This window comes from Pontibacter toksunensis (assembly GCF_042686245.1).
Taxonomy (GTDB): domain Bacteria; phylum Bacteroidota; class Bacteroidia; order Cytophagales; family Hymenobacteraceae; genus Pontibacter; species Pontibacter toksunensis.
This window is the reverse complement of record NZ_JBHUOX010000007.1, coordinates 19,642-36,472: the sequence shown is the minus strand read 5'-3', so window position 1 is coordinate 36,472 and position 16,831 is coordinate 19,642. Positions and strand designations below refer to the sequence as shown.

Here is a 16,831-nt window from a genome sequence, read left to right as displayed (position 1 = left end):
ACTTTTGATGTCATATATATGTAGTTCTGTTGGGTCTGTACCCTCAGAACTTACTGCAGCAAACTCCGTAATAGGTGTTTTGGTAAAATATTATTAAATTAGCACTATATAGTTATAATATAGAAATGCCGATCAGAAGATGATGAAGCAGGATAAATATGATATGATAGTGGTAGGAACTGGTTTTGCTTCTACCTTTTTTCTCAGCAGATACCTGAGCAAAGCTCCTTCATCGGTGAAGGTTTTGGTTCTGGAAAGGGGGCACCTGTATCCACATTCCGAAAGACTTAAAGAAAGAAGAAGAGAAAGCACCCCATACCAGAAATTGAATGAGCTCTCTCATGATACTTTCATCAATGAAAACCCAGAAAAGCATTGGGAGTTTCAGGCCGCGTTCGGAGGTGGCTCCAACTGCTGGTATGGCTGCACGCCACGGTTCATGCCTTCTGATTTCAAGATGAAGAGCCTGTATGGTATCGCCAGTGACTGGCCACTTCAGTATGAGGAACTGGAACCTTATTATGATCAGGTGGAACATAGCATGTCTATTTCAGGCCCCGATGACACACCGTATCCCCGAAAAGGGTCATACCCACAGCCTCCACATGCTTTCAATACAGTAGACAAGATCCTGAAGAGCACGTACGGCAACCTGTACGTAAGCCAACCTACCGCACGGGCGAAAGTACCTGTTAACGGCAGGGGAAGTTGCTGTGTCAGTGCTGAGTGCAGCGTGTGTCCGGTTAATGCGAAGTTTACAATAGAAAACTCCGGAATGGGCGTTTTTGAGGACGAGCGCGTAGAGCTGGTGTATGGAGCAAAAGTATTTGCGATGGAACTACAGCAAAATGCGGTGCGTAAATTAAGCTACATCCGGGATGGAAAAGAGCGTAGTGCAACCGCCGATATTTTTGCGCTAGGAGCTAATGCTATTTTCAATGCACATATTCTTTTGAACTCAGGTGACGCAAGCCCTTTAACGGGTAAAGGGCTTGGCGAGCAGTATGGTTTAGGGGCCAGGGTATACCTGAAAAATATGTCGAATGTAGGAGGAGGCACCTGGGTGAGTGGCAATGGCTATATGCTGTATGACGGTGACCACAGGAAGAACTTTGCGGCTTGCTTAATGGAGTCTAACAATGCCCCCTTTTTAAGACTGGAGAAGGGTAAGTGGAGAGATGTCGCCAATTTCAGGATGATCTTTGAAGATCTTCCTGATGAAAGAAACTACGTTGCCACTACCTCTGATTTAATGATGCCTAAGGTGCACTTTGAGGGGCCATCGGCTTATACGCTCCGTGCCGTTGAAAACATGAAGAAAAAACTACCCGAAATACTTGCAAGCCTGCCGGTAGAGAACATAGAGTATTCCAAGCCTTATGCTACGGAAGCGCATATCATGGGTACTGCCAGGATGAGCCAGAAAGCTTCTGACGGAGTAGTAGACAAGCACTTGATTCATCACAAATACAGAAACCTGTTCGTATTGGGTAGCAGCGCCTTTACCACATTTTCGCCTGCTAACCCTACCCTTACACTTTCTGCCTTATCTTTATATGCGGCTGACAATTCATTTTAAACTATAGCGACATGTTAAGAAGAAACTTCTTGAAATTAACTGGTCTGGGAGCCGTGATGGTAGCTGCTCCTACTGCAGGATTCGCTTCTATATCTATAAAAGATGCAGCGGTTGGTGCCATCATAAACGAATTTGATTACCTGGTGCTCGACAGAAAAGGAGTTGAAGACTTCGTAAATGATTTTCTGCCTTACTATTACTGGAACGGCCAGTTAAAGCATTCGCTGGTAATACGAACGCTGTATGTACTTAAATGTAAGTCAGACAGGGCAGTGAGTGTATTTAACACAACCCTGCTCAGAACTTTGGCGGAGACGTATTTACTCTCCACAGACTTTTTTACCAATAACATGGATGAAACCAAAGTGATCAAATACACAGGTATTTATAGTCCCTACAGCAAGCCCTGTGCAAACCCATTCTCATTTATACATTATCCTGGTCAGGTAACTTAAAGTATTAAGGGAGACAGACAATAAGCCTCCTTGCTTAATTGCTGGTTACCTGAATCTTTAATCCAGTAAAACTCATGAATTATCCTATTACAACATTATCCTTACCTCCTACACCACCATCTTAGCTGCTGCTTTTTACGTAATCAACCATTACAAATTCTCTTTCTAAGGGATATTGTAAACTCTTGTGTTGCACAATTCAGTTTGTGAAGATATATATAGTCATTTGGCTACTTCTCAACCAATACATATAAATATTTATATCTTTTAATTAACCTATTCGTATAAGTTAAATAAGATTAACTAGTGTTAAATAATGCTTATACCAGATAGACATTTATATCTAACGACACTTAACCGAAACATTGAACTTGTTTCTCTAACAAGAAACCTACTGCTCCGCAACCGCCCTATAACCTATAACCTATGTCGATATCACTCAACCAACACCTATTTAAAATATTGGATACCCAAAACAGCAATAATACCTTTAAGCCTAAAGTTTTACAAAACAGACTCACCAGCGACAAATTTCTGACGATTAAAAATAAGCTGTTCTGGTGCCTGTGGGCTGTTGCTGCACTCTTTCATATGGCTAATGAAAGGATTTTTTCTGACGGGTTGCACTATGTTTTATTGAGTTTTGCAGCCGTTTTTCTGATTTTAAAGCCATGGTCTCTTCTCAGAATGCTTTTCTTCTTGTCGCTGCAGTTGTACGATGCTGCCAAGATGATGCCTTATGCCAGCAACCACTGGCTTTTCACGACATTAGTGAACCTGACCATTTTGCATGCGCTGGTATACGTTATCATCAAAAGCAGAAGCTTTAACATCAACAAAATTGAATTATTCAAAACCTTTGCTCCTTTAGTAAGAGCTGAGCTGATAATTCTATACTTTTTTGTTGTATTGCACAAATTGAATTCAAGCTTTTTCAACCTAGACATAAGCTGTGCCAGTGACTTTTTTTTAGCTCAAAATTCTTACTCCCTAGTACCCTCTTCACAATTCATGCTCCTGCTTAGTGCCTATGGCACTATTATCATAGAAGCTTTGATACCTATACTGCTTTGCTTCAGAAAAACCCGGAATTTAGGACTGCTGATAGGGTTGGTTTTTCATTTTGCAATCGCCTATAACCCCTTGAACGGCTTTTATGATTTCTCGTCAATGCTGTTCGCAGTTTATATCTTGTTTACCGGTTCCAGATTTATTTCCAAAGTACAGGATGTATCTACAGGTTTTCAGAAAACAAAGGATCGTGTAAAACACTATTATAGTCAGTTTAGTCTCACCAGGTTTGCGGTAGCAATTGTTATGTTCCTGAGTGCTGTGGCTGTTCTTCACATACTGTCAAAAACCTTTACAGACTTTTTCAGGCATGTAGGCTGGACAGCCTACGGCCTAGGCTTAATACTGGTTTTCTTAGCAGCCATGTTTGCAAAAAAAGCTACTGATGGCGGACACGCTAACTACTTCAGTGCACGCCACTTCTCTTTACTTGTTTTTCCTGTAATCGTCTTCATCAATGGAATGTGTCCTTACCTGGGGTTGAAAACAGAATCCTCATTTGCTATGTTTTCTAATCTGAGAACAGAGGGGGGTGTCACGAACCACTACTTCATGCCTATAGAATTGCAAATTTTCGGGTATCAGAAGGATGCAGTTGAATTTATTAGCTCTTCAGATCCTAACCTTCAGAAGTTAGCCGACAATAACCAGTTATTAGTTTATCAGAAGTTTAAAAGTTATTTTTCCGATAAAAAACCAGCCATGGTAGAATACATCAGAAACGGCAACAGGTATAGATACGAAGCAGGTAATGCTGAACTCTATAATGAGCTAACACAGGTAAACCCATTATTGCGGAAATTATTTGATTTTAGGCATTTCTCCAAGGATGGACCTCAGCCCTGCGCTCACTAATTGAATTAATCTATGAATTTGGCAGTTTAAACACTGCCAAATTCATTTTTTATTTCCATTTGTTGTTACCTTTTTTCCGGGAGCTATTATACCGCCGTTCTAAATTTTTCCTCCGTTGTTTGCTCAAGGATGTTTAGGAAGTAGCGTTCTGCGAAATTTGCATTTTTCTTTTTAAAATTACCTGGGCACCTTATATCTCTTCAGGTAAGCTTTAATTTTTATATGGCTGTTCGTAAATGAAAGGTATGAAAGCGCAATACCAAACAAATCCTAATGTGCAGTTTTCCGTACCTGACAGACATAAAATAAAATAGGTATCTGTATGATCGATTAACTATGTCCATCGCAAAAAAAGCTTATAAAAGTCAGGTTTTTCGTTTTCTGTTAGTAGGAGGCTTCTGCGCTGGTGTAGAGTTTCTTCTGTTTGCTTTGCTGGTGCATTATTACCAGGTGGATTACCTGTTTGCAAATGGGTTCTCTTTGCTGGTAGCAGTAATGCTCAATTACTTTATTTCACGGAAATATGTCTTCGATGAAAGCAAATATTCGGTTAAAGTAGAGTTTAGTGCTTTCTTTATTTTCTCAACCGTTGGTGTCATTCTAAATCAATATCTCTTATGGAACTTCGTGGAGCAGATGGAAATCAATGTAAATATTAGCAAGGCGTTGGCCATTGTCCTGGTAGCAGCTTTTAATTTCCTGACAAAAAAGTATATAGTTTTCAGGAAGTAGGTTTACCTGTAAAACGGTAAAAGACAGTTAAGGATAAGTAGCTAGAATTTAAAGCACAGTTATTTGGCAGGCTCAACATATATGGCAGCAGCATTTCATATATTATGTATTAATCAAATGTGAGGTTTTCTCCTTCATGTGCCCTGATATGAATATGACACCTGTAGAACCTAATGAAACCTCCTTAAAGATTTATTAGTAAAGGTTTAAAACTGCTACGTTTAACATCGCTTGAAACAGTCCCACCTACTTGTTCGCTATTTAGCATGCTCCATCAAGGCACACACTGAAAGCCGAAACAACGAGAATTATGTAAGCTGTACCAGAGTTTTTTCTCTGCCGTTTTATTAAAGGTGTGAGACTGTAGTATCAGGCTGCATCAGAATTCTAATTCCTGTGTAACTCATCCAAACACATGCCATAAGTACAGATGCCATGGTAGCACTGTTGTTAAAGAAGTGAATCCCTAGTGAATAAAACGATTACCACGCTTGAGTTTATCGCTGACAGAAATGAGATGTTCTGCGTGATGAACGGCTTTCGTTTTTCTGAAAGTTCAGATAGGACATTTGTATTGCGGATAGCAAGCACATTTAAACAGAGAGAATATGTTTAATTACTTATCTTTGAAGTAGTAAATAATGAGGAGTACCCTTTTTAAGTTTGTTTATGTTATGTTTCGGCTTTAGTTTGAATGAAGCCAGCGAAAGGTTAAGGTGTACGGAAGCATCTTTATTGGGTATGCAGGAACATCTCTTTTGACCAATTGAGAAGGTTGTTCTGCCTTACAGTCAGAACATGAAGATGAAGATATTTAAATATGTTACAACATTCAAAACATAAGGCCTGAAATACCGTTTAAGTTGATGCTTTTAATATGCTTCTAATACACATCTGTTATTAAAGCCACTAAACAAATACTATACTTTTAGAAAAAGAAACTACCGTTCTAAAAGAAGTTACAGGTTTCGTTTAGTAGTTATAAACTAAGGAAAATAAAGAGCAGTAAAGTTGCTCGGATAAAAAAATCAATGAGAATAGGTATCGAAGTTCAACGGCTTTTCCGCCCGAAAAAGCACGGTATGGAAGTAGTAGCCCTGGAGTTAATTCGCCAACTACAGAAAACCGACATCATAAACGAATATATTATCTTCGCTAAAGAAGATGAAGATATAAGTTGTTTGTCAGAGACAGAAAACTTTCGAATTGAAAAAGTTCCGGCCTACTCTTACGCCGATTGGGAGCAGATACAATTGCCTAAAGCAATCAAAAAAGTAAAAGTTGATTTTTTACACTCCACCTGTAATACTTCGGCTCTTAGGCAATCCACTCCCCTTTTACTTACATTGCACGATATCATTTATTTAGAAAAAATAGATTTTAAAGGCACTGCCTATCAAAACTTTGGAAACCTGTACCGTAGGTTTGTAGTGCCAAGGGTTGTTCAAAAAAGCGATAGTATCATCACCGTCTCCCATTTTGAAAGAAACACCATACTGGAGGGTTTACAGTTGCCAGAAGAAAAGGTGGAAGTAATATACAATGCGGTAAGTGAGGCTTTCCATGACCGCTACCCTGCTGAAGAGGTACAAGCATTTAAGGAAAAGCACAAACTTCCGGAAAAATACATCCTGTTTTTAGGAAATACGGCTCCCAAGAAAAATACGCCTAATGTGCTGACAGCTTTTATTGAGTATTGCCTTTCCGTAAAAGATGCTGTACCCATGGTGATTTTGGATTACGATAAGGAGCATGTGGTCGAAGCCCTTGCTAAGTCAGGACAAAGCCAGCTTATATCTAATTTTGTATTCCCGGGGTATATACCTTCTCACGAAATGCCATTAATGTATAGTGGAGCTTATTTGTTCCTGTACCCCTCACTTAGAGAAAGCTTTGGCTTGCCAATTTTAGAAGCCATGGCGTGTGGCACACCTGTTATTACCTCTAATACTTCTTCCATGCCGGAGGTTGCAGGTGGTGCAGCCGTTTTGGTAGATCCTTTCAAGCACCAGGAAATCACGGAAGGAATTCACCAACTGGTTTCCGACCAAGACCTTTATAGCAAGTTAGTGGAAAAAGGAATAAAAAGAGCGTCTGAATTTACTTGGGAGGCCTCAGCAAAGTCTATACTGTCTATCTACGATAGGTTTAAAAAGTAGCAATTTTGGGCTTAGCATAACACAAGATATTTTGGATTATGCTAAGCTTTCAATTAATCTATCAGGTTTTTTGCCTTTAGCTCCTCTTCATCTTCCTCCTGTAGTAGCACGGAAAGTTGAACCATGCAACATGACATACTGCATGGTTCAGGAGCCGTCTTAACTATGACCGGTTGCTCGTCGTGAGGAATACCTGCACAGCTACAGGTTTTACTTCCTGTTCATTAACATCTTCAAATAGATTTTTCCTATTTTCCAGTATAAGAGGAGGTCGCTGTGCAGCGCCAATGTCTGCTTTACCTGTTGCTGTACCCCGCTCTTGTTATGCGAAGTGTGCCATAACTGGTTCGCTACCCGCAGGCTATAGTGCGCATAGAACTTCTTTGACTTCTTCAGCAGCTTATCTTTTTGTTCTGTTGGCAGATAATGCTGTATGTAGTCCATCACCCGAAGAAGGTCATTCAGATAATGCCCATTTACAAATTTCTGCCCGGATATAGAACTGGAATGCTTACGGTACTCAGCCAGCACATCCGGCGTGTAGGCGATAGGATAATGGCGGGCAATACGAACCCACATTTCCCAGTCCTCTCCGTATGTTACCCCGTAGAATCCGCCTAACGCTTCATATACCTCACGCCGCACCGATATGGCCGCGTATTGTATTCGTTGGTACTCGCTTATCTTGAGAAGCCAGTTTTCTAAGATACCATCATCTTTCACTTCGGGCCTTTGGTCATACAACACCTCTCCCTTCTCATCTATATAAGTATAGCGGGAAAAGGCAGCCCCTGCCACCGGGTACTTCCGAAACAGCTCTCCCAACTTCTGATAATAGCCATTCCTTACCCTGTCATCGCCATGCAGGATATGCACGATTCTCCCTTGCGCCCGGTTGATGCAGGTTACAAAGTTGATAAGGCTGCCTACGTTCTGCTCCTGTCTGAAGTATTTTACCCTTCCTTTGCCAATGCTTTTAACTATAGCCTCCACATCTGCATCAGTGCTGGCATCATCTATAACCTCTATCTGCATATCCTCAGGCGCAATGCCTTGTGCCAGCACGCTCTCCAGCGTTTCAGGCAAATATTGAGAACAATTATAAACAGGAATCATCACCGACCAGAAAGGTCTGTCTTCTGAGGAACCCAAAGGTTGGATAACAGGTGGTGAAGATGGAATTCTCTCCATTATGTATGACTGATTAGGTTGATAGGAAAAGATACAAAAGTTAACAACAACTTGAATCTTAATATTAACTTATAACGTGCCTGTAGTCCACTTTTATTACCACCAGAAAACGGAGAAACAGCTGAAATTGTAGTTCCTTCATGTGGTAACGCTTGTCATTCGTTCAGCCAGGGCTTCAGGTAAAGGATATCTGAGAAACAAGGACTTTTGTTTTGCTTAATTCTTAGTACTATTTTTTCGATGCAATATGTGCATGCGCAAAAAGTGAAATCAGGATTCCTTAAACTGTTATTAAATAGCCACTTAAACCTCCAGACAAATTTGCTTGCAAAGTTAGTTTATAACAGTGCTCCCCTCCTGTCTCAAAAGATCTCAACGGATTAAATGAGACTTCAGTATTTGATACAGCAGCTTAAAATATCCTGCCCGTATCAATAAGAGAGCGCCTTTGAGACGTGGGAGGTTTCTTGCGAAATAGGTTAGGATAAACTTTCTTTTATAATCCGCTGCTTTCTTAATGGCGCGTGTATTCCTGTTTATGTTCTCCTTCTTAAGGATATTCTGGGTTAGCCTGTCGAGTTCTCCAATACACGCCAGGACACTGTTAACGCTCTGTTCTGCCAGTAAAGGCTCAAAATTATGCTGCAGACACTCTATACAATTACCAGGCAGGTTATAGTCAGGGCCTGCGTAATAACGGAAGTTCCGCAACAACTGTTCCTGCTGTGCCTGGGCGTACTCCTGTTTCTTAAGCACCTGGTGCAGACTCTGGCCGGTTACCCGATAGTCGAGCAGTACCTCAGGCAGGTTGTAAAATGTATACTTCCTGCTTAACTGCCAGAACAACTCAAAGTCCTCCGCATAAGGCACGGCGTACATGCCCACATCCTGCACAGCATTCTTCCTGTACATAACGGTTGGATGATAAATCCAGCAGATAAAGTTGAGGTTATAGTAAAAAAAATCACTTTCAAATTTATCCACCCGCACCAGTTCGCCTTCTTCCGAAATCACGCGCACCAGGCATGAGACCATGGCACAAGCGGGGTGAGCCTTCATGTAAGCGAATTGCTTTTCTAAGCGAGCAGGGTAACTGATATCATCGGCATCCATGCGGGCTATAACGGGTGCTGCAGCTAACTCTATTCCTTTGTTCAAAGTAGGTGAAATCCCCAGATTCTTCTCATTCTGAACAAAGCGTATGCGAGGATCGGAATAGGAATGTATAATGGCTACACTGCTGTCAGTTGATCTGTCATCGATGATCAGAAACTCAAAATCAGTGAAGGTCTGCTGTAAAATACTTTCTATGGCTTCTGCCAAATACTTTTCAGCATTATAGACCGGCATCAATACTGTTAGCTGCGGCATATTATTTCAGCAACATCAGATTCTTTTTTAGAAAGAGTTGCTTCATCCTGGCAGGTAGTACATGCGTGAGGTAGTGCAGCTTTGGATGGCGGTAAGGGCGTAGCGCCTTTTTCAAGAGTTTATCAATGCCTCTGTCTTCAACCTGCTGCTGCAGGTATCCATCAAACCATTTCAGGAAATATTGCCTTACATGATGGTAATGCCCATCTGCATGCACCCATTGCACAATAGACCCTGCTCTCTGCCGGTACAGGTTATGGCAGGAAGCCGAAACAAACACACTTTCCCTTAGGTACACTTTGTTAAGAAAACCCTGGTCTTCGTAAAGCTGGTACTTGCCTCTGAAATGCTCCTCAAAACCTCCTACCCTATTGATTGCTTCTTTTGTCAGCATCAGACCGGAGGGGCAGGGAGCAGCTCCTTCGCTTAGCGGGTATAAGTAATACAGCAGTTCTTTCGGTTGGTATACTCTATCCTGCGGCGCCCCTACCGGAATAACTACATCATCAGCATCCGGCTTGTTCCAACTGTACCAATAATTAGAGGCTTCAGCTACCATACCAACCTGTGGATGTTTTTTAAAAATCGAAACCTGTTGGGTAAGTTTACTCGGCAGCCACACGTCATCTGCGTCCAGAAACGCGACCAGTTCTCCTTTTGCTTGCGCTATACCATGGTTCCGACTGGCGCTCAACCCCCTGTTGCTATGCCCCTCATGCTCGCAGTAGATTATTTTACCGGGAAAGCTGGCCTCATACTCTTTTGCCATAGTGGTGCTTTTGTCTGTAGAACCATCATCTACCAGCAAGAGCTCCCAATGAGGATAATCCTGGGACAGAACACTCTCTACTGCCTCTGCAAGGAATTTTTCCTCATTTAAAAAGGCAATGATTACAGATACAAGGGGTGAATGTGACATAAGGTTATATTAGATGCTGTACTTCCATATCTGGAGCTGTTTCCTGAACTCCGGCGCAGCCAGGTTCTTAACCTGGAAACGCCCTAGCCTGTAGGGGTGCGCACTTCTGGCAATTACCTTCTCTTCCGTAGTAAAAGCAGCTTTAAGCGCTGCCTTCCCTGCTACTGCCATGCTCTCATGGTTGTAGTTGCCATAGGGGTATGTCAGCAGATCAACATGATTGCGAGCTATCTCCTGCAGGAAGTTCTTGTTCTCCAGAATTTCTTTCTCCTGGACCAGCGGTGGATGAAAAGCCAGCGCTGCATGTGAAACCGTGTGAACACCCAGGTCAAAGAGTTCGCTTCTCCCAAGGTCCTGCAGTTGGTCCCGCGACATGCTCCGGCAGTCTGCCCTTGCTGCTACTGCTACGCCTGACCAGTCTCTTATCTGTTGCATCTGCGCCTGCTGCATCGCAGGAGGCAGTGGTTTAAGATTCTCCCAAAGCTTGTAAAAAAGCTGACTGCGCTTTGTTGGGGGAGTCTCCTCACAGGCTTTCCAGGCTTTGTGCTGTTGCTGGAGCGAATTGCTTAACTGTGCCTCCTCCTTCAGGTCGAAAATGATTCTCTCACCGCCAACCTCCATATCAACAGTGGCAGGTAACGAATCAGAGAAAAGCATCAGATGCTCCAGCTCGTCCCACCAGAACTCCCCAGGCTGCCCCACATTACCGGAAGCAATGAAGAACGTTGCCGGCAACCCATATTTTTCCAGCAGAGGTTTTGCTACCAGGAAGTTGTCAATGTATCCGTCATCAAACGTTATTCCAATGCTGTTACGCTTGATATTCCCTTTGTTATGCCGCTCTACCAGTTCCCTTACAGGCACAACCTTATATTCTTCCTTTAGCACCCGCAGCTGCTGCTCGAAATGGTCAGGACTCACGGCCACTTCCCAAACGTCAGACTCCGGCTCCGCCACCCGGTGATACATCAGCACAAGCGCTTTCGGGGCGACATATTTATGGAAGATATGGCGTAACCGTGCTTTCAATGTACAGCAGCTTTTACCCCTTTCACTGTGATAATTACCTGAAAGTGCGGATCGTGGTAATCCAGTTTATCTTTTGACACCTCTGGCACGCCCATCCCATAGATAAAGGCAGAGGCAGCAAAGGCATTTCCATAAGTACCTACTTCTACCTGTCCCTTCACAAATACCTCATCCATCAACTTCTGCATAGCCATACCGGTAAAAGCCCAATACCAGGTCTCTTTCCATTGCCCGTGTTCAATTGGCGTTATGTACGGTACTGTGAGCAGCAACGTGCCTCCCGGTTTCAGGATGCGATGACAGGTTTCCAGCGCTCCCTTGAAATCATAGATAAGGTGCAGCGTCTGTGTCAGCACAATGCAATCAAAGGTGTTATCCGGAATCTGGGGAGCGTTACTGATGTCACCGATGAGAGTGGCAGCAGGGTTCGTGTCATTCACATGCAGGATATCACTTTTCGTGATCTTCTCGCCGCCAAACTGCATGGTATACGAGTTATCCCCTATCTCCATTGCGTGGCCCCTGATACTACCGGATTCTTTCTGCAGGAAGTTTTCGATATAATAGCGGTCTATAGGGCCGCCACGTTCATAGCCAAACTCTTCGCTGAAGGGAGTAACCCGGGAAAAATCCCCCAATTCTACATCTCCAACCTTTGGTATGTACCTAATATATAAGTTGTTTTCATGTAGCCACCTTAACAAAAAGGCAGGTGCGTTTTTCTTTATAACTGATTTAAGCATGCATAATAGATTTTAACATGTATTTTATTCCTAAAACGGGCTTATGTTTCACTAAAGTAGAGAGTGCCTCTGTGGAGGCAGTTACCTTTTTAGACAGCAGCTTGTTGTATAGCTCCTCGCAATAGTAATCTTTCCAGATGGCATGGCCTTTCTCGAAAGCATCTTTCTCAGCGGCAGTTTGTATATGCTGATGCTGCCGGTCCAGCACCTGAAGCGCAGTAGCAAGCATAAACGGAATATTGCCCGACATGTTTGTTGTATGCAGCCTGTAAGCTGCTATCTTTTCAGTATGGTGTAAAACAGGATACTTTCGGGTGATGCGCAGGTACAAATCGTAGTCTTCACAGGCTTTGAGGGAGGTATCATAAGTAAACTCGTCAAATACCCACCTCCTGTACATGACCGTTGCGTGCATCCCAATATAATTACCTTTCAGCAGATGCACGTAGTGTTCTGAGGGAACTTCATGTGCTTCCTCTTTTACAGTACCTTCATCTATAAACACTTTATCGTGCCCACCAGACACAAATGCCAGCTTCTCATTCTGCAAAAGGCAGCGTACGTTTGTGTGCACTGCATTGGGTAAAAGCCAGTCGTCGGCATCCAGAAACACCAGCAGTTCTCCCTTGCTATGGCTGATTCCTGTGTTTCTGGCAGCAGACAGGCCTTGGTTTTCCTGATAGACATACTTCACCCCCTCCACTCCTTCAGCAACTTCCTTTGTATTGTCTATGGAGCCATCGTCTACCACTATTACCTCCAATGCAGGATAATTCTGACTCCAGATACTTTGAAATGCCTCCTGCAGGTATGCACCGTGGTTATAACACGGAATTATAACCGATACCAAAGGAAGTATACTTTGTGGTAGAGACGACATAATCCCTGAGATTATTTAGAAGCCTGCTTACGGTTACGGATGTAAAAAGCCAATCCAGACACAATCCCTTTTATTTCGGGCCAAAGCGTACGGTACTGGAACTGGTAATTAGGAAAGCCTCTTTTTATAAGCTTCAGGTAATATGGTGGCAATACCCTGAAGAGGTGTCTTTTATAGCCAGCCTCCTGCCGGATTCGCTGCTGCAGTAAAGCTGCAGCAGTAAAGCCCCGCATATAATAAAAAATCTGCTTTTTCAGGCCTTCCATTTCTCTACGGTGCTCGTGATGCACCACAGCTCTGGGGTTATAATGGATAGTATGGCCAGCTTCCAGGATGCGGTACCACATTTCAGAGTCTCCGTTACAGCCTGCTGCACCTACATCCAGCAGTTCATCAAATAAGCCTACCTTTTCCAGAACATCTTTTTTGAAGGCCATGTTGGCTCCTGCCCCTATTTCCCATACAGGAGGTCCCTTTGACAGCGTCCTGTTGAAAAAAGTAGTGTCGTATACTTTATCTGTATAGCCGCGGTTAAAGCTCCAGTGCTTTTCAAATATAAGCTGGGCTTCAGTGTCCAGTTTAGCCGCTATAACCAAGCCGGTCATGGCAGCAACCGCTTCATCCTGAAAGCTTTCCCAAACACGGTATACCCACAGCGGGTGCACGACTACATCATCGTCAGTATAAGCGACGATAGGCATGGTAGCCTTCGTTACACCAGTATTGCGGGCTATATCAAGTCCTGGTCGTGGTTCTCTTATATACGTTACGCCTGCAAAGTTCCGGGCTACTTTTTCCGTGCTATCATCGATGGGGGCATTATCCACTACTATCACTTCTTCAGGGAGGCAAGTTAACTGCCTGAGTTGCGTGAGGCACTGTTCCAGAAAACCCGCTCTGTCGCGGGTACAGATAACAACAGATACAGGCACTTTTGCAGGTACTGTAGCAGCAGTCCATTCTAAGAGGGCGCTGCCAATCAAATGCTGCCATTCCTGAAACCGGTGATGTACCAGTAGTTGCTCCCATTGCCCTACCCCGGCATTTGCCGTATATTTCTCCACTGCAGGCCGGATAGCCTCAATAAGCTTTTGCGTATACTCCTGCTCCGTAAACTTCTCCCCAGGACCAAGAAACAGATGCCCCAGTGCCACCGTCTTCCACCAAAATACCTGGTAATTTGGTGCCTGCTCAGAAAGCGGCACAGGCAGTGCCTCCTGTTGATCCAGGTAGATATGTACGATATGGTAAGGTACGTGTGGCTGCATAGGGTGATGCAAATAGAAATTTGTTACTGTAGAACTAACGCTGACTGCTCCAGTTTAAACGGAAACTTAGGGCGCACAGCACCCCACCATTTACCGTACCACTGAATGTTCTCGCGGTAATCCTCCATGTCAAAGCTCAGACACTCTTCATAGTAAAACAAGGATACAGAAGTGTCTTTTAATATGATAAGGGAGAAATAATATGACCCGTCGTTAAGAAAGTTACCGGGAATGGTACATTCTCCTTTCACAATACCTTTTTCGCACTGAGTCGCAGGAGAAGGCACATCAAATATACACTCCCCGCCATACGTAAACAGGTGAAGTCCCGCACTGAGTAGAATATCATCTGTCAAATTCCAGAACTCGAACTTCACCGTCAGGGGAGTACGAATGTCCAGCGGGGCTCCCACATCCAGGAGGTGAGGCACTAATTCAACTGACTTGATACGAATATACTCATTACCGGGGGCCTCTTCCGGTTTGTTCCAGCTTTGCTTCAGTTTGTACTGCTGCACCCCAGTAATGTACTTACTTACCACGCTCGTCACCTCCCCGTGCTCCTTTAGTTGGCCATTGTTCAGCCAGAGGCCTTTGTCACATAGGTTATTTACCGCCTGCATACTATGGCTCACAAAAAGAATGGTTCTTCCTTCAGACTGAGATACGTCACGCATCTTCCCGAGGCACTTCTTCTGGAAATCGGCATCGCCCACTGCCAGCACTTCATCTACAATCAGAATATCAGGTTCCAGGTGGGCGGCCACAGCAAAGGCCAGGCGCACGTACATTCCGGAGGAATAACGTTTTACTGGCGTATCTATAAAGCGTTCAACTCCTGAGAAGGCAACTATTTCATCAAACTTGGCTTTCACCTCCTGCTTATTCATACCCAGGATATACCCGCTCAGGTAGATGTTTTCCCTACCGGAGAGCTCCTGGTTGAAACCTGTTCCTACTTCGAGCAAGCTGCTGACTTTACCATTTCCCCTGACGCGGCCATGAGTTGGGCGCACAATACGGGAAATAATTTTGAGAAGAGTAGACTTCCCTGAACCATTGCTGCCAATTATACCAAGGGCTTCTCCCTGCTTCACTTCAAAATTGATGTTTTGCAAAGCCCACAGGAACTCCTTACTATCTGAGGCAACATCGTTAGAACCTAACTGAAAGAAGGGATCCTCCTTTCGCATAATAGCCGTTGTCCACCAGCGTTGCAGGTCCTGCCGGAAAGAACCGGTGCCCACTGTACCTAAGCGGTATAACTTTGACAGGTTATCGACCTGTATTACTGTATCTGCCATGCCTGCTTTAAACAACGTCAATAAGTTTATCTCCTTGTTTATTAAAGATCAGAATAGATCCAATGAAAAACAAGCAGATGAAGAGCACACTATATGTCAACTGCGGTATCGTGACAGTCCCATCTCCCAACAGGGAAAGCCGGAACAATTCAAATAATGGCGTTAACGGGTTCATCAGAACGATCCAACGCACATTTTCAGGTATATAATCAACAGAGTATATAACTGGTGTCAGGAACATGAGCAGGCGAATGCCCAGGCCAACCAAGTTTGCTAAATCGCGGTACTTTGCCGTGACAACGGAGAACAACAGGCCCAGTGACAGCGCAAAGAGGTTTACAAGCAGTATGACAAACGGAAGGCCAATGAGCCAGGGCGTAAGCTGTACCGATACATCCTCAAACAGGAGATAATACGCAATAGCGAGCAACAGAAGTATCATCTGGAACAGGAAGCGCATAAAATGAGTGCTTAACTGCGAGAGTGGCATAATGAGGCGCGGGAAGTAGACCTTGCTGAAGATGTGAGCATTCTCCCTGAAAGTAGCAGAAGTCCCGTTAAAGCCATCGCTAAACAAATTCCACAGTACAATGCCTGACAGGTAAAAAAGCACGGGAGGCACACTCCCTGTTGGTATGCCTACCAACTTACCGAACACAATTACATAAGTTGCCAATGTCATTACTGGCTGAAACAGTATCCAGAAAGGCCCCAGTACCGTCTGCTGGTAGTTAAGCAGAAAGTCTCGCCTTACCAATCCCACTAACAGATGTCTGTATGCCCACAGTTCTTCCAGGCTGGCTCCCATCCAAGTCGTTCTGCTTTGAATTTCCCAATCCCATTTCTTAATTTTTGCTGACATAGTACACCATTACTTAAAACACATTGAATTGTTTCCTTAAATAGGTAAATTACTATTTATTATAATGCAAATTACGATTTATAAAGCAACATAAGCCTTTCTATAAAAATATAGTTGTCTGAATATTAGCAAAAACATGCTTTTCAATAAATATAAGTAGCAACCAGACAAGATGTTGCCTGCTGCATCTTTCCTTTACCAAGGACGGTGTTTTAGTAAGTGCTTTTGGATTAGCCAATAAAGTGGATTATAATATTTATTTGAAATTTACAAATGATATGACACAATAGGTATAGATGCTTTCTTACAATACCTCGGACAGGCTGCTACAGATTTTATGAGGCTTTCCAAACAGCCTCTATGTCCATTACATGCAGCAGGTTGTGATTCCATATGAAAGTCCCTAACCGATA

Annotated in this window: 14 protein-coding genes; 5 read left to right on the top strand and 9 right to left on the bottom strand. The window is 43.4% G+C overall.

Features of this window, described 5'->3' with window-relative positions; translation table 11 throughout:
- Positions 1-139 precede the first annotated feature (139 nt).
- From ACFS7Z_RS11155 to ACFS7Z_RS11135, 5 genes are all read left to right on the top strand, one after another.
- Positions 140-1,579: a GMC oxidoreductase gene (locus tag ACFS7Z_RS11155; RefSeq protein ID WP_377484454.1), complete on the top strand. Its 1,440-nt coding sequence runs from the start codon at positions 140-142 to the stop codon at positions 1,577-1,579.
- An 11-nt stretch (positions 1,580-1,590) separates the two neighbouring features.
- Positions 1,591-2,034, top strand: a complete 444-nt coding sequence (locus tag ACFS7Z_RS11150) for a hypothetical protein (RefSeq protein WP_377484451.1) — start codon at positions 1,591-1,593, stop codon at positions 2,032-2,034.
- Positions 2,035-3,468: 1,434 nt separating this feature from the next.
- Positions 3,469-3,960 (top strand): hypothetical protein, encoded by a 492-nt coding sequence (locus ACFS7Z_RS11145; RefSeq protein ID WP_377484448.1) that lies wholly within the window; start codon positions 3,469-3,471, stop codon positions 3,958-3,960.
- A 336-nt stretch (positions 3,961-4,296) separates the two neighbouring features.
- A complete protein-coding gene (locus tag ACFS7Z_RS11140) occupies positions 4,297-4,692 on the top strand; it encodes a GtrA family protein (RefSeq protein ID WP_377484445.1) in 396 nt (131 codons plus the stop codon).
- A gap of 1,031 nt (positions 4,693-5,723) precedes the next feature.
- Entirely contained in the window at positions 5,724-6,851 is a 1,128-nt protein-coding gene (locus ACFS7Z_RS11135) for a glycosyltransferase family 4 protein (protein WP_377484443.1), read from the top strand.
- A gap of 210 nt (positions 6,852-7,061) precedes the next feature.
- Here ACFS7Z_RS11135 and ACFS7Z_RS11130 read toward each other — a convergent pair whose 3' ends face one another.
- The 9 genes from ACFS7Z_RS11130 to ACFS7Z_RS11090 form a co-directional block, all read right to left on the bottom strand.
- A complete protein-coding gene (locus tag ACFS7Z_RS11130) occupies positions 7,062-8,042 on the bottom strand; it encodes a glycosyltransferase family 2 protein (RefSeq protein ID WP_377484440.1) in 981 nt (326 codons plus the stop codon).
- A 372-nt stretch (positions 8,043-8,414) separates the two neighbouring features.
- A complete protein-coding gene (locus ACFS7Z_RS11125; RefSeq protein ID WP_377484437.1) occupies positions 8,415-9,413 on the bottom strand; it encodes a glycosyltransferase family 2 protein in 999 nt (332 codons plus the stop codon).
- 1 nt (position 9,414) lies between these two features.
- The gene (locus tag ACFS7Z_RS11120) at positions 9,415-10,332 is read right to left on the bottom strand and encodes a glycosyltransferase family 2 protein (protein ID WP_377484434.1); all 918 of its coding nucleotides are present in this window, start codon (positions 10,330-10,332) and stop codon (positions 9,415-9,417) included.
- Positions 10,333-10,341: 9 nt separating this feature from the next.
- Positions 10,342-11,361, bottom strand: coding sequence for a polysaccharide deacetylase family protein (locus ACFS7Z_RS11115; protein ID WP_377484432.1), 1,020 nt, complete (start codon positions 11,359-11,361; stop codon positions 10,342-10,344).
- Positions 11,358-11,999, bottom strand: a complete 642-nt coding sequence (locus ACFS7Z_RS11110; RefSeq protein WP_377484430.1) for a class I SAM-dependent methyltransferase — start codon at positions 11,997-11,999, stop codon at positions 11,358-11,360. The genes ACFS7Z_RS11115 and ACFS7Z_RS11110 overlap by 4 nt, the downstream gene beginning before the upstream one ends.
- A gap of 97 nt (positions 12,000-12,096) precedes the next feature.
- On the bottom strand, positions 12,097-12,984 hold the full coding sequence (locus tag ACFS7Z_RS11105; RefSeq protein ID WP_377484429.1) for a glycosyltransferase family 2 protein: 888 nt from the start codon (positions 12,982-12,984) through the stop codon (positions 12,097-12,099).
- 11 nt (positions 12,985-12,995) lie between these two features.
- Complete coding sequence (locus ACFS7Z_RS11100; protein WP_377484428.1) at positions 12,996-14,252, bottom strand: glycosyltransferase family 2 protein; 1,257 nt, start codon at positions 14,250-14,252, stop codon at positions 12,996-12,998.
- Between the two features lie 23 nt (positions 14,253-14,275).
- Complete coding sequence (locus ACFS7Z_RS11095) at positions 14,276-15,556, bottom strand: ABC transporter ATP-binding protein (protein ID WP_377484426.1); 1,281 nt, start codon at positions 15,554-15,556, stop codon at positions 14,276-14,278.
- Positions 15,557-15,563: 7 nt separating this feature from the next.
- The gene (locus ACFS7Z_RS11090) at positions 15,564-16,418 is read right to left on the bottom strand and encodes an ABC transporter permease (protein ID WP_377484424.1); all 855 of its coding nucleotides are present in this window, start codon (positions 16,416-16,418) and stop codon (positions 15,564-15,566) included.
- Positions 16,419-16,831 lie beyond the last annotated feature (413 nt).

Bases quoted from the DNA above. Each gene is read 5' to 3' on its own strand.
- ACFS7Z_RS11155 (WP_377484454.1), top strand. From the start codon at position 140: ATGATGAAGCAGGATAAATATGATATGATAGTGGTAGGAACTGGTTTT.
- ACFS7Z_RS11150 (WP_377484451.1), top strand. From the start codon at position 1,591: ATGTTAAGAAGAAACTTCTTGAAATTAACTGGTCTGGGAGCCGTGATG.
- ACFS7Z_RS11145 (WP_377484448.1), top strand. From the start codon at position 3,469: ATGTTTGCAAAAAAAGCTACTGATGGCGGACACGCTAACTACTTCAGT.
- ACFS7Z_RS11140 (WP_377484445.1), top strand. From the start codon at position 4,297: ATGTCCATCGCAAAAAAAGCTTATAAAAGTCAGGTTTTTCGTTTTCTG.
- ACFS7Z_RS11135 (WP_377484443.1), top strand. From the start codon at position 5,724: ATGAGAATAGGTATCGAAGTTCAACGGCTTTTCCGCCCGAAAAAGCAC.
- ACFS7Z_RS11130 (WP_377484440.1), bottom strand. From the start codon at position 8,042: ATGGAGAGAATTCCATCTTCACCACCTGTTATCCAACCTTTGGGTTCC.
- ACFS7Z_RS11125 (WP_377484437.1), bottom strand. From the start codon at position 9,413: ATGCCGCAGCTAACAGTATTGATGCCGGTCTATAATGCTGAAAAGTAT.
- ACFS7Z_RS11120 (WP_377484434.1), bottom strand. From the start codon at position 10,332: ATGTCACATTCACCCCTTGTATCTGTAATCATTGCCTTTTTAAATGAG.
- ACFS7Z_RS11105 (WP_377484429.1), bottom strand. From the start codon at position 12,984: ATGTCGTCTCTACCACAAAGTATACTTCCTTTGGTATCGGTTATAATT.
- ACFS7Z_RS11100 (WP_377484428.1), bottom strand. From the start codon at position 14,252: ATGCAGCCACACGTACCTTACCATATCGTACATATCTACCTGGATCAA.
- ACFS7Z_RS11095 (WP_377484426.1), bottom strand. From the start codon at position 15,556: ATGGCAGATACAGTAATACAGGTCGATAACCTGTCAAAGTTATACCGC.
- ACFS7Z_RS11090 (WP_377484424.1), bottom strand. From the start codon at position 16,418: ATGTCAGCAAAAATTAAGAAATGGGATTGGGAAATTCAAAGCAGAACG.